The following is a 13,325-nucleotide window of genomic DNA, read 5'->3' as shown; positions in this document are numbered from 1 at the left end:
ACCGTCGTGGATGCGGTGGAGACGCTGATCCGCGTGCATGTGGCGCATCGCCGCCCGGGCGAGATCTTCAAGGACACCTACCGCCGCCTCGGCCCCGTACCATTCAAGGAGGCGCTTTATGGCGCTGCTTGAGAACGGCGCGCTGCGCGCCGACCCATATCTGCGGGTGGCGGAGGAGGACGCGCTGCCGGATGGTGCGCCGGCGCTGCTGACGCTGGCGCGGCTGCTGCGCGAGGCACCCCTGCGCAATGCGCCGACCGGCGTGGAACTGCCGCCGGACGCCAACCCTCTGGACCTGGCACCGGTGCTGGACCGGCTGGCGCTGATCGCGCTGCGGCTGCCGAAGCACAAGGATGGCCGCGCCTTCACCCAGGCGCGCACGCTGCGCGAACGCTTCGGCTTCCGGGGCGAGATCCGCGCGACCGGCCATGTGCTGCCCGATCAGTACCTGTTCCTGCTGCGCTGTGGCGTCACCACGGTCGAGGTGTCGGAGGATGCCGATGTGGCGGTGTGGGAGGCTGCGCGGCGCGTCATCCCGTTCGCCTACCAGGCGTCCGTCGGCTCCGAGGCGCCGCTCTCGCTGCTGCGCCGCCGGCTAGGCGTCGCCTGATGCTGCCGCTGGTATTCGCCACCGAGACGCCGACGCTGCTCGCCGGCACCGGCCCCTGCTTCGACAAACGCCTGCGGATGCTGCGCGGCGCCGGGCTGAGCCGCTTCACGGTGTTCGAGAACCGTCTTCCACCGGAAGTCGCGTTGGAGGGGCAGGCGCTGGTCTTCGGCGCCGGCTTCGATGACGCGGAGTCCGACTGGCTTGCCGGGCAGGCCCGGCGGCGGGGCATACCCGTCAACATCGAGGATGTGCCACGGCTCTGCGACTTCCACGTCCCGGCCATGGTCCGTCGCGGCCGCCTGCTGGTCACCGTCTCCACCAATGGCGCGGCCCCGGCCCTGTCATCCGCCCTGCGCATGTGGCTGGAGGAGGCTTTCGGCCCGGAATGGGCCGGGCGGCTGGAGGAAGTCGCCTTGATGCGTGCCGCGCTGCGGGCGGAAGGCCGCGACATGGGCGAGGTCCGGCGCGCCGTACACGCGCATCTGGCGGCGGCGAATTGGCTTGGTCAGCACCATCCGCCGTCGCGTCGCGAGGTGGCCTGGGATGGCTGACGCGCTGGCGACTCTTCGGCCGATGGCGGTCTGCCGGGACGTGACGGCCGAACACCCGCCTCGGCGGCCGCACTGGCCGTGGCGCGGGCTGGTCCGTTCGGCCCCTCCTCCTCCGTCAGGCGCGGCGCCGGACTTCGACGCCTTGCTGCGCAGCCTGCTGGTGCTGTGACATGCACCGGCACGGCGGCGACATGAACGACCCTGCCCTGGAAAGGGTTGAAACGATGCTCCTTGTTGCCGAACCACGCCCCGCACACTGGCCCACCACCCTTGCTCCCGCGCGGTGCTGTCGTCGCGGCTGAATGCCGCCACGCCATTGCACCCCAAGGAGCTACACCATGATTCAGTCCCGCCCCATTGAAATCGACGGTCGATTTGTCGGCGTCGCCGTGCATTCCGCGGTCGATTGGCACCTTGTTGCCGTCGATCCCGCACTCGAGGATCTGCACGGAACACGGTTTCCCAATCCCGCGGATGCCGAGCGCGTGGCGCGTCTCGTCCTGCGCCGCGCCCGTGGCGGCCCACCGCGCCCGGTGCTGGTGCCGGTTACAGGCCTTGCCGGATGAGCGCCCTGCTGGACGCACCGGCGGTGCGTGTGGACACGTTGCACCCCATGCTTGGGGTTCAGGTCGGTGGTGTGGCGCGGCATCCGCTGGACAAACTGGTGGTGAGGACGCGGCGGACGCGCTGCCGGAACGTCCCACGCAGAGCTTGCGCGATGCTGATCCCACCTGCACATGACCTGGACGACGGCACAAAACGCGTCTCCGCCTTGAGTGCGCGCCGCACGAAAGTAGTCGGCGGCGTCGATGATCACTGAGGCTCGGCTGGCGCTCTCGATCCTCCAGCAATTTTGCGAAGGTCGTCTTCTGGGAGGACGGGCGATTGTGCTCGGCCGGGTAGGTGGACATGACCCACTCGGAGCTTGAGGGATTCGGCCGGACCCTCAACAAGACGGATGAGGTTGTGGTCGAGGCGATCGGCAGCGCGATGGCAGTGGTTCGCGTACTCAGCCCTACCTGCCATGCCCCAGGAGCAGCGTGCATCGTCCGTCTGTGTCAGCGCAATAGGGCCGCTAAAACTTGCTGCGAGACGGTTTTCAATTCCGCCCGGCGGCCGTCATGTTCTTCGCGACCACCGCCACAATAATGAGCACGAAGCCGGCAAGCCGAAGTAGGTAGAACCAACTCGCCTCCTCCCGCGCCAGTCCCGAAAGTGCAACCAGTGCTTGGTTGGTAGCGAAAAGCAGAAAGGCACCACCGAAAAACGCGAACAGACAATCCCGGGTCCGGCGCCAGAACCTGAAGAAGAACAAGGCCGCGACGACATAGCCCATTGTTATCAGGCCAGCTGAGAACTGGAACATCGAGGAATCCACTACTCCGTCTCCCAGATGAAGCCGTAGAGAAGGATGCCGATTGCTGCAATCGAAGTGAGGTTGCGGAAGGGAAGCAGATCCACTGACGCCGGCAGCAGGATCAAGTCAACGAAGACCAGCAGGTTATTGGCGGAGAAACCAACGAAGCTCAGCGCGCTCCAGAGCAGAAGCCTGCTACGTGTCTGCAGGTAGCTACGCGTGAGAAGTACCAGACAGACAAGGCTGGCTGTGGCGCAAAGAAGATAAACCGCGGGTGGGAACATGCTCATGCCTGGTCCTTCTTGACCTTGAAGGCGTCGGCGAAGACCTGGATCTTGTCGTGAGGCGCAGCAACGATTGCGTTCCTGACAGCCATTGGACGCTCCAGTGTCAATTGTTCCAGCCTCTCGACCAACGTTGCAAGTTTGGGACTAGAGGGGCTGTAGCGGACCGCACCAGTCTCGTCCTCGTTGATCAACCCCGCGCGACACAGTGATAAGACCAGCTCTTGGACCAGGAAATTACTTCCACGCAGCTCGCGAACCAGTTGGTCTGTGCTCCAGGCACTATCCTGCTGCTTCTTTAAAAAAAGAAGAAGCTCCAGTGACCAGATTGAAGTGATGGTTGAGCGGATGAATACTCTCAGGTCATCCGCAATCGTATTGTTTGAAGACAATATTTTGTCCGTTGACCTGTTATACCAGAACCTTGCCGACCACTTCGGGCACCTTGTCACGCCAAGTGTCTTTGTACCACGTCTCGATAGGGCCGGATTACTCCGACGGCGTTCGCAGGTTCATCCCGTTCATCGCGCCCGCCAAACAAATCCCTTTAAGACACAGGATCAAAGCAAGCCGAAGATCGCACCACGCGCGCCTCCAAAACCTTTTGAGAGGCTGCGGCGCCACGGATTTGGCCGAAGTGCCGCAGGGATGGAACCATAACGATAGCAAATGGACATCACATTGTCGCGAAAACGGCCTGCGCGAGGCTTTGGCAGGACAACTCTGGTGCTCACCCACTGGCACATCAACGGCACTTCGCGCTTGAAACACCAAGAACCAGAATCGCGAATAACAAGGCGCTCATTCACCTTGTTGTCTATGGCTCTCTCCTTCGGGTTGTTGGGTGGGCACCTACTCCGCAAACCGAACTCGGCTGATGATTCTAGCATCGCAATAAGACGCGCCCGCCCGTGACCACCAGCGCCAGAAGGTTGATCCAGCCTATGCAGCCCCTTTCTCATCACGCTGTTGTCGATACCCCTCCCCCGGAGGACGTCCCGGGCACCACAGCTGCCGATCTCAGCCGCCTGCTTCACGCTTTACAGGCCGTTCGCGTCGGCGATTTCTCCGTCCGTCTTCCAACTGACGAAGTCGGTGTCTCAGGCAAGATCGCGGATGTCTTCAACGAGATCGTGGCGTCGAACCAGCGCATTGCGCAGCAGTTGGAGGAAGTGGGGCAAGTTGTGGGGCGTGAGGGCCGCACTGGCAAGCGGGTTCGCTTCGGGCTGTCTAGCGGGGCCTGGGGGGAAATGGAGGGATCGGTCAACACACTGATTGACGACCTTCTCTGGCCTACCACAGCGGTCACGCATGCGGTCTCTGCCGTGGCAAAAGGGGACCTGCTCCAGACCGTCGAACTCGACGTCGGCGGCCGCCCACTGCAGGGCGAATTTCTGCGCGCCGCGACGATCGTCAACACCATGATCAAGCAGCTGAGTATCTTCACCTCTGAGGTCACACGTGTCGCACGCGAGGTCGGCACGGACGGAAAGCTGGGGGGACAGGCCCAGGTACGCGAGGTGACGGGGGTCTGGAAGGACCTGACCGAGAGCGTGAACTCGATGGCATCGAACCTTACGGCGCAGGTTCGCAACATCGCCGACGTTACAATTGCGGTCGCGAACGGCGACCTTTCCAAGAAGATCACGGTCGATGTCCGTGGCGAAATCCTGCAGCTGAAGGAAGCCATCAACACGATGGTCGACCAGCTGCGGTCCTTCGCCTCCGAGGTGACGCGCGTGGCGCGCGAAGTCGGAACGGAGGGGAAACTGGGCGGGCAGGCACTGGTGCCAGGCGTCGCCGGCACCTGGAAGGACCTGACGGACAGCGTCAATGCCATGTGCGGAAATCTAACGGCGCAGGTCCGCAACATCGCGCAGGTGACCACAGCCGTGGCGCGCGGTGACCTTTCGCGCAAAATCACCGTTGATGTGCGCGGCGAAATTCTGGAGCTGAAGGACACCATCAACACGATGGTCGACCAGCTCAACGGCTTCGCGTCCGAGGTCACGCGCGTGGCGCGCGAAGTCGGCACCGATGGGCGCCTCGGCGGCCAGGCGCAGGTTCCCGGCGTCGCCGGCACCTGGAAGGATCTGACGGACAGCGTGAACTCTATGGCGGGCAACCTGACGGCGCAGGTTCGCAACATCGCGGAAGTTGCGACTGCCATTGCCGGCGGCGACCTTTCCCGCAAGATCACGGTGAACGTCAGCGGCGAAATCCTACAGCTGAAGGAGACCATGAATACCATGGTCGACCAGCTCAACGCCTTCGCCGGCGAGGTCACGCGCGTGGCACGCGAGGTCGGCACGGATGGGAGACTGGGCGGGCAGGCGAATGTGCTGGGCGTTGCAGGCACCTGGAAGGACCTGACCGAGAGCGTGAACTCGATGGCCAGCAACCTGACGGCGCAGGTCCGCAACATCGCGGAGGTGTCAACGGCCATCGCCAACGGCGACCTCTCCAAGAAGATCACCGTCGATGTGCGCGGCGAGATCCTGCAGCTGAAGGAGACCATCAACACTACGGTGGACCAGTTGAACGCCTTCGCATCAGAGGTCACGCGCGTGGCCCGCGAAGTCGGCACCGAGGGCAAGCTGGGCGGACAGGCGGAGGTGAAGGGCGTCGCCGGCACTTGGAAGGACCTGACCGACAGCGTCAACTCGATGGCATCCAACCTCACGGGTCAGGTCCGCAACATCGCCGAGGTCGCGACCGCCGTGGCGCGTGGAGACCTGTCGAAGAAGATCACCGTGAATGTCAGTGGCGAGATCCTGCAGTTGAAGGAGACCATCAACACGATGGTCGACCAGCTCAACGCCTTCGCCGGCGAGGTCACGCGCGTGGCGCGCGAGGTCGGTACGGATGGGCGCCTCGGTGGGCAAGCACAGGTTCCGGGCGTCGCCGGCACCTGGAAGGACTTGACCGAGAGCGTCAATTCCATGGCCTCCAACCTGACCGGCCAGGTCCGCAACATCGCCGAGGTCGCGACGGCCATCGCGGGAGGCGACCTCTCCCGCAAGATCACGGTGGATGTGCGTGGCGAGATCCTTCAGCTGAAGGAAACGCTGAACACGATGGTCGATCAGCTGAACCGCTTCGCCGGCGAGGTGACGCGCGTGGCGCGGGAGGTCGGCACTGAGGGACGCCTGGGCGGCCAGGCGCAGGTTCCAGGCGTCGCCGGTACCTGGAAGGACCTGACCGACAACGTGAACTCCATGGCCGGCAACCTGACCGGGCAGGTGCGCAATATCGCGGAGGTAACGACGGCCGTTGCGCGCGGTGACCTCTCCCGCAAGATCACCGTGGACGTGAAGGGCGAGATCCTGCAGCTGAAGGAAACCATCAACACGATGGTCGACCAGCTCAACGCGTTCGCAGGCGAGGTCACCCGCGTGGCGCGCGAAGTTGGCACGGAGGGCAAACTGGGGGGTCAGGCTGTGGTGCCAGGCGTGGCCGGGACCTGGAAGGACCTGACCGACAACGTCAACTTCATGGCCTCGAACCTGACCGGTCAGGTCCGCAACATCGCCGAGGTCGCGACCGCCATCGCCGGCGGCGACCTTTCCAAGAAGATCACCGTCGATGTGCGCGGCGAAATTCTTCAGCTGAAGGAGACCATCAACACGATGGTCGAGCAGCTGCGGTCCTTCGCCGGCGAAGTCACGCGCGTGGCACGCGAGGTCGGCACGGAAGGCCGCCTGGGCGGACAGGCGGTGGTGCCGGGCGTCGCCGGCACCTGGAAGGACCTGACCGACAACGTCAACCTGCTGGCCGGGAATCTGACAACGCAGGTCCGCAACATCGCCGAGGTCACCACCGCCGTCGCGCGCGGCGACCTTTCCCGCAAGATTACCGTCGACGTGAAGGGCGAGATCCTGGAGCTGAAGAACACCATCAACACGATGGTGGATCAGCTGAACGGCTTCGCCTCCGAGGTCACGCGCGTGGCGCGCGAGGTCGGCACGGAGGGCAAACTCGGCGGCCAGGCGCAGGTTCCCGGCGTCGCCGGCACCTGGAAGGACCTGACGGACACGGTGAACGTTATGGCGTCCAACCTGACGGAACAGGTGCGCGGCATCGTCAAGGTGGTGACAGCGGTCGCCGGCGGGGACCTGAAGCAGAACCTGACGGTGAACTCGAAGGGTGAGGTTGCCGCGCTCGCCGAGACCATCAACAACATGACCAACACGCTGGCAACCTTCGCCGACCAGGTGACGACGGTGGCACGCGAGGTCGGTGTCGAAGGCCGGCTTGGCGGGCAGGCGAACGTGCCTGGCGCAGCGGGTACCTGGAAGGACCTGACCGGCAACGTCAATCTGCTGGCCGCGAACCTGACGACGCAGGTGCGCGCGATCGCGGAGGTCGCGACGGCGGTGACCAAGGGCGATCTGACGCGGTCCATTCAGGTCGATGCGCGCGGCGAGGTCGCCGAGCTCAAAGACAACATCAACACAATGATCGACAATTTGCGGCTGACGACCGACCAGAATACCGAGCAGGACTGGCTGAAGACCAACCTCGCGCGTTTCACCAACATGCTGCAGGGTCAGCGCGACCTCGCGACCGTCGGTCGCATGCTGCTGTCCGAGCTGGCGCCGCTGGTCAACGCGCAGCAGGGCGTGATCTACCAGATTCAAAGCGACCCCGACACCTCGCTGCGGTTGCTGTCGGCCTATGGCGATGACGAGGTGGCGGGGCATGCCAAGCGCCTGCGCATCGGCGATGGGCTGATCGGGCAATGCGCCGCCGATGCCCGGCGCCTGGTCATCGCGGATGTTCCCGCCGATGTCGTTCCGATCCGCTCCGGCCTGTTCCGCACCGCACCGCGCAGCATCATCGTGCTGCCAGTACTGTTCGAAGGCCAGGTCAAAGCCGTGATTGAGCTGGCCTCGCTTGGCTCTTTCACAGACCTGCAACTGTCCTTCCTCGAGCAGCTTACAGCCAGCATCGGCATCGTCCTTAACAGCATCGAGGCCACGATGCAGACTGAGGGTCTCCTGACTCAATCCCAAGAATTGGCGGGTGAGCTTCAAACGCAGCAGCGGGAGCTGCAACAGACGAATGAGCAGCTGGAACAGAAGGCAGCGCAGCTGGCTGAGCGCAATGTCGAGGTAGAGCGTAAAAACCAGGAGATCGAGCAGGCGCGCCGGGCGCTGGAGGAGAAGGCGACCGAACTGGCCTCCACCTCGAAATATAAATCCGAATTCCTTGCGAACATGTCGCACGAGTTGCGCACACCGCTGAACAGCATCCTCATTCTCGGGCAGCAGCTCGGCGACAACGTCGATGGCAACCTGACGTCGCGGCAGGTGGAATTCGCGCGTACAATTCACGGCGCGGGCACTGACCTGCTGAACCTCATCAGCGACATCCTGGATCTGTCCAAGATCGAGTCTGGAACCGTCTCGGTGGACGCGGAAGAAATCTACTTCACGACCCTGCTCGAGACGGTGGCTCGACCCTTCCGCCATGAGGCGGAAAGTCGGGGGCTGGCCTTCGAGGTCATCCTGGACCCGAAGCTTTCACGCAGCATGATCACGGACTCGAAGCGCCTGCAGCAGGTGCTGAAGAACCTTCTGTCGAACGCCTTCAAGTTCACGGCGCAGGGCCAGGTGCGGCTTTCGGTCAGTTCGGCGACGGGTGGCTGGGGCCCTGACCATCCGGTGCTGCGCCATGCGCCGTCCGTCGTCGCGTTCGAAGTCTCGGACACCGGCATCGGCATCCCGCCCGAGAAGCAGAAGATCATCTTTGAGGCCTTCCAGCAGGCAGATGCGAGCACGAGCCGCAAGTATGGTGGCACCGGGCTTGGCCTGGCTATCAGCCGCGAACTGTCCAACCTGCTGGGCGGTGAGATCCACCTTCGCAGCGCGCAGGATGTCGGGAGCGCCTTCACGCTGTTCCTGCCGCTGAAATTCGTCGGTGCACCCGCCGCATCGGCACCGGTGCCGCGCCTTCCGGCGCCCCTGCGCGGGCTTGGCCTTGAGCTTCTGAGCGATCGTCCCAATGAAGCCGTGTCGGATGATCGCGACAGGATCGAGCCTGGGGATGCGACATTGCTGATCGTGGAGGATGACCTGCACTACGCTCGTGTGGTGGCCGATCTCGCCCGCGATAGCGGCTTCAAGGTACTCGTGGCTGCGCGTGGAGCGGAAGCGCTTGCTCTTGCGCGCGAATATCTTCCGACGGCCGTCTCGCTCGACGTCTTCCTGCCGGACATGCTCGGCTGGACGGTGCTGAGCCAACTGAAGCAGGATCCGCTGACGCGGCATATCCCGGTGCAGATCGTCACGCTCGAGGAAGACCGCCAACATGGACTTGCGCGCGGCGCCTTCACCTTCCTGACGAAGCCGACCACCACCGAAGGTCTCGAATCCGCATTGTCGCGAATTAAGAAGTTTGCGATGCCCCGCCGCAAGCGACTGCTTGTCGTGGAGGACGATCCCGCGGAGCAGCTGGCGATCTCGGAGCTTCTTGGGCATGACGATGTCGAGATTGTCGTGGCCGCCACTGGCGCGGCCGCGCTGGCGGCACTCCGCAGCGAGCCAGCCGATTGCATGGTGCTCGACCTTCGCCTGCCGGACATGTCGGGCTTTGAGGTGCTGCGGCTGATTGCGGCCGAGGAGGCGTTGCGCGACACGCCCGTCATCGTCTTCACGGGGCGCGAGTTGTCGTCGGAGGAGGAGCTGCAGCTGCACAGGGTTGCCCGCAGCGTGGTCGTCAAGGGCGTCGAATCGCCTGAGCGCCTGCTGGACGAAACGGCGCTGTTCCTGCACCGGGTCGTATCCGACCTTCCAGGCGACAAGCAGCGGATGCTGGAAAGGCTGCACAGTTCTGACGAGGATCTCGTCGGACAGACCGTGCTGCTGGTCGACGACGATGCCCGCAACATCTTCGCGCTCAGCAGCGTTCTCGAACGCCGCGGGATGCGCGTGCTCACCGCGACCACGGGCACCGAGGCGGTGGCGCTGATCGAGTCCGTACCCACGCTTGCGATCGTGCTGATGGACATCATGATGCCCGGCATGGACGGCTATGAGACAATTCAGGTCGTCCGTGCCAATCCGACCTTCCGGCGCCTGCCGATCATCGCCCTGACGGCCAAGGCCATGAAGGGTGACCGCGAGAAGTGTCTTGAGGCCGGCGCCTCCGATTACCTGGCCAAGCCCGTCAACACCGAGCAGCTTCTCTCCGCCCTGCGGATGTGGCTGCACCGCTAGGCAGGAATACACATCATGGCCGAGGTTGGCCCGGTCAACATCCTGCTGGTAGACGACCAGCCCGCGAAGCTGCTGAGCTACGAAGTCATCCTAGAAGGGCTTGGCGAGAATCTGATTCGCGCCGGCTCGGCACGGGAAGCGTTCGAGCAATTGCTGCGCAACGAGATCGCCGTCATCCTGATCGACGTGGTTATGCCTGATCTCGATGGATTCGAGCTTGCGACGATGATCCGTGGCCATCCACGCTTCGAGCGCACGGCGATCATTTTCGTCTCGGCCGTTCACATGACCGATCTCGATCGATTGCGTGGATACGAGGTCGGCGCCGTCGATTACCTGCCGGTACCGGTGGTGCCTGATCTGCTGCGCGCCAAAGTGCGCGTCTTTGCGGAACTCTACCGGAAGACGCGCCAACTCGAACGGCTCAACATCGAACTGGAGCAGCGCGTGGCGGAGCGCACTGCGGAACTCGAGGCTTCTACAACGCGGCTGCGCGAGAGCGAGCAGCGGCGCAGCCTGGCTCTCGCCGCGGGACATATGGGATCCTGGGACTGGGACGTCTTGAGCGGCGCCCAGATCTGGGATGAGGGGCATCACCGCATCTTCGGGACCGACCCAGACCGCTTTGTGCCGACGACGGATGCGGTGTTCGCGATGATCCACGCCGATGACCGACAGGCTCTGCAAGATTTAACTGCCAAGGCCGCCCGAAGCGGGGAGGCCTACGATGCCGAATTCCGCGTGATCCGGCCGAACGGAGAGACGCGCTGGTGCGTCATCGGCGCGGCGCCAACCGCGGTTCCTGGGGGCAGCACCATCCGGATCAGCGGCGTAACGCATGACATCACGGAGCGAAAGACGACGGAGACAGCCTTACGTGCCAGCGAAGAGCGATTGAGGATTGCTCAGGAGACCAGCGGCATCGGCATCTGGGATTGGGATCTGCGTGCAGACCGGATCCTCTGGATTGGCGAGGTGTACCGCCAATGGGGGCTGGACCACGGCCGACGAGAGACATCGGCCGAGACTTTTGGTCGTGTGGTCCACGTGGATGACCGCCAGCGCGTCTGGAAGGAGATACAGGCAGCGCTGGCCGGCGCCGGGACCTACGAGGCCGAGTTCCGGCTTGCGCCCGGCGCGGACGGCGCGATCCGCTGGCTGACTGGCCGCGGCGAGGTGATCCGCGATGGCTCAGGACAGCCTGTGCGGATGATCGGGACCGACATCGACATCACCGAGCGTCGTCGGAGCGCGGACCAACTGGCTGAGGCCAATGTGCAGCTCGAGCTTCGCGTCGAGGAGCGGACGCGCGAGCGCGAGGCGGCGCTGGCCCAGGTCCACGAGATGCAAAAGATGGAGAGCCTGGGAAAGCTGACCGGAGGCGTCGCACACGACTTCAACAACCTACTCATGGCCGTGCTGGGAAATCTCAGCTTGCTTCGCAAGCGGTTGCCGGAGGATCCGCGCCTCATGCGGTTCGTCGATGGAGCAATCCAGGGCGCTGAGCGTGGCGCAACCCTCACCAAGCGAATGCTAGCCTTTGCCCGGCGTCAGGAGTTGAAGCCGGAAACCGTGGACGTGCCGCGCCTGGTGGATGGCATGGCTGATTTGCTGCGCCGATCCCTCAGCCCGGCGGTCCAGATCACCACCGATTTTCGGAATGATCTGCCAGCCGTGCGGGTCGATCCGAATCAGCTTGAACTTGCGCTGCTGAACCTAGCAGTCAACGCACGCGACGCGATGCCGTTGGGTGGGCAGCTCGCCATCTCCGCGCGCTGCTTGACCGTTGCAGGAGAGAGCATGGGCGAGCTCATGCCAGGGCGGTATTTGTGCCTGAGCGTTTCGGATAGCGGTAACGGCATGGATGCGGAGACACTGAAGCGCGCAACCGAGCCATTCTTCACCACCAAGGGGGTGGGAAAAGGCACGGGGCTTGGTCTCTCGATGGTGCATGGCCTTGCTGCGCAGTCGGGCGGTAGGATGGTCATCAACAGCGTGCCGGAGAGGGGAACTACGGTCGAGCTTTGGCTGCCAGTTGCGGAGGGCGTCCAGGCGATCGAAGAGGTCAGCCTCAAGGTTCCGACATCTGCCCATGATGTGGCGCCCCTACTCCCGGCACGGGTGCTCGTGGTGGATGATGACCCGCTGATCTGTGCGGGAACTGCGGACATGCTGATCGATCTGGGCCACAGCGTGACCGAGGCCTGTTCAGGATCGCGCGCCATGGAGTTGTTGAATGCCGACCTTCAGGTCGATCTGGTTATCACCGATCACGCGATGCCAGGTATGACCGGTCTGGAGCTTGCGCACGAAATCAAAACAATCAGGCCGGGGCTGCCCGTCCTGCTGGCGACCGGCTACGCTGACCTGCCTGACGAGGCGACCCTAGACCTACCGCGGTTGTCGAAGCCTTACAGTCAGGAGCAACTTTCGGCCCTTATCTCACGTATCTTGCGGCCTCAAACAGCTACGAATGTCATTGCCTTCGAACCCGCACGCCGTGCGTAGTTGAGAGAATCTTCGGGAAGCAGCACGTCGGCACACGCTACTTCAGCACGAGGCGTCGTTGATTTGAGACCGCCGCCATGCACCGCAGCATGGCGGCGGCTTCGGGCGGGATGCGCCGGGAGAGGGGGTCGGCGCACCCCGCCGAAGTGGGTTGGTCAGCGCATTCCGGCGATGTCGAGGATCTCGGGGGAGGGCAGGCCGGCCACAGCGCCCATCGCGGTCAGGTGGCCATTCGCCAGGTCGATGCCGTGCAGCGTGCCATTGGCGAGCACGTAGCCCATGTTGCCGCCCTGGCCGTCCGACAGGATGTCGAAGCCGATACCGACCGGCAGGCTCATGCCGAGCATGCCCTTCACCTGCTGCACGCCGTCATTCGGCGGCGCCTGCAGGTTGTAGGTGCCGAGCAGCGTGTCGATCGTGTAGAGCGCCGTCGTCGGCGCGCCGGGCTGGCCGGCGGCCGGAGCGCCAGCGGCAGGGGCCACGCTGTTCGTGTAGGCGCCGGCGGTGATGCGCGGTGCCGTCTCGGCCTGCGGCGAGCCGACCTGGTACTTCTGCTGGCCGTCGCGCGCGACCTCCCCGGTCTCCACGTTCACCCGGAAGTTCACGCCGGACATGCCCATCAGGCGCAGCCGGTTGGCGACCGGGTTGAAGTCCACCACCGCGCGGCCGCCGCTCTCGAACGGCATGTTGAGGCGGGAGACCGGTGTGGCGCGGCCATTCGCCACGTCGATGGAGACAATCTGGCCGCGCTCCGTCACGCCATACAGCTTGCCGTCCTGCGGCCGCTGATCAATG

At 64.1% G+C, this 13,325-nt stretch carries 11 protein-coding genes; 7 read left to right on the top strand and 4 right to left on the bottom strand.

The genetic code is table 11. The features are described 5' to 3' along the window. Positions 1 to 118: 118 nt before the first annotated feature. From ACLF3G_RS28970 to ACLF3G_RS28950, 5 genes are all read left to right on the top strand, one after another. The gene (locus ACLF3G_RS28970; protein WP_430672846.1) at positions 119 to 610 is read left to right on the top strand and encodes a DUF934 domain-containing protein; all 492 of its coding nucleotides are present in this window, start codon (positions 119 to 121) and stop codon (positions 608 to 610) included. Beyond that, complete coding sequence (locus ACLF3G_RS28965; RefSeq protein ID WP_430672845.1) at positions 610 to 1,161, top strand: precorrin-2 dehydrogenase/sirohydrochlorin ferrochelatase family protein; 552 nt, start codon at positions 610 to 612, stop codon at positions 1,159 to 1,161. Before ACLF3G_RS28970 ends, ACLF3G_RS28965 begins: the two co-directional genes overlap by 1 nt. Next, the gene (locus tag ACLF3G_RS28960) at positions 1,154 to 1,330 is read left to right on the top strand and encodes a hypothetical protein (RefSeq protein WP_430672844.1); all 177 of its coding nucleotides are present in this window, start codon (positions 1,154 to 1,156) and stop codon (positions 1,328 to 1,330) included. The genes ACLF3G_RS28965 and ACLF3G_RS28960 overlap by 8 nt, the downstream gene beginning before the upstream one ends. A gap of 169 nt (positions 1,331 to 1,499) precedes the next feature. Beyond that, positions 1,500 to 1,727, top strand: a complete 228-nt coding sequence (locus ACLF3G_RS28955) for a hypothetical protein (RefSeq protein ID WP_430672843.1) — start codon at positions 1,500 to 1,502, stop codon at positions 1,725 to 1,727. After that, positions 1,724 to 1,981, top strand: a complete 258-nt coding sequence (locus ACLF3G_RS28950; RefSeq protein ID WP_430672842.1) for a hypothetical protein — start codon at positions 1,724 to 1,726, stop codon at positions 1,979 to 1,981. Before ACLF3G_RS28955 ends, ACLF3G_RS28950 begins: the two co-directional genes overlap by 4 nt. Before the next feature lie 279 nt (positions 1,982 to 2,260). Here ACLF3G_RS28950 and ACLF3G_RS28945 read toward each other — a convergent pair whose 3' ends face one another. Genes ACLF3G_RS28945 through ACLF3G_RS28935 form a run of 3 tightly spaced genes read right to left on the bottom strand, consistent with a single transcriptional unit; the run spans position 2,261 to position 3,194 of the window. Further along, positions 2,261 to 2,539, bottom strand: a complete 279-nt coding sequence (locus ACLF3G_RS28945) for a DUF5985 family protein (RefSeq protein WP_430672841.1) — start codon at positions 2,537 to 2,539, stop codon at positions 2,261 to 2,263. Further along, positions 2,539 to 2,808 carry a DUF5985 family protein gene (locus ACLF3G_RS28940; protein WP_430672840.1) on the bottom strand — a complete coding sequence of 90 codons (270 nt, stop codon included), beginning with the start codon at positions 2,806 to 2,808 and terminating at the stop codon, positions 2,539 to 2,541. Before ACLF3G_RS28940 ends, ACLF3G_RS28945 begins: the two co-directional genes overlap by 1 nt. Then, the gene (locus tag ACLF3G_RS28935) at positions 2,805 to 3,194 is read right to left on the bottom strand and encodes a hypothetical protein (RefSeq protein ID WP_430672839.1); all 390 of its coding nucleotides are present in this window, start codon (positions 3,192 to 3,194) and stop codon (positions 2,805 to 2,807) included. The genes ACLF3G_RS28940 and ACLF3G_RS28935 overlap by 4 nt, the downstream gene beginning before the upstream one ends. Before the next feature lie 552 nt (positions 3,195 to 3,746). Here ACLF3G_RS28935 and ACLF3G_RS28930 point away from each other — a divergent pair. Both ACLF3G_RS28930 and ACLF3G_RS28925 read left to right on the top strand, forming a co-directional pair. Continuing rightward, positions 3,747 to 10,022, top strand: coding sequence for a HAMP domain-containing protein (locus ACLF3G_RS28930; protein ID WP_430672838.1), 6,276 nt, complete (start codon positions 3,747 to 3,749; stop codon positions 10,020 to 10,022). 15 nt (positions 10,023 to 10,037) lie between these two features. Further along, entirely contained in the window at positions 10,038 to 12,530 is a 2,493-nt protein-coding gene (locus ACLF3G_RS28925) for a response regulator (RefSeq protein ID WP_430672837.1), read from the top strand. Positions 12,531 to 12,685: 155 nt separating this feature from the next. On the opposite strand, the gene ACLF3G_RS28920 is transcribed toward ACLF3G_RS28925, so the two are convergent. Then, the coding region (locus ACLF3G_RS28920; protein WP_430672836.1) for a DUF4394 domain-containing protein at positions 12,686 to 13,325 on the bottom strand (640 nt) is incomplete at its 5' end.

The organism is Falsiroseomonas sp. HC035 (genome assembly GCF_050563525.1).
Lineage (GTDB): Bacteria > Pseudomonadota > Alphaproteobacteria > Acetobacterales > Acetobacteraceae > Falsiroseomonas.
The sequence above is the reverse complement of the archived record's forward strand: the minus strand, read 5'-3'. Positions and strand labels throughout refer to the sequence as shown.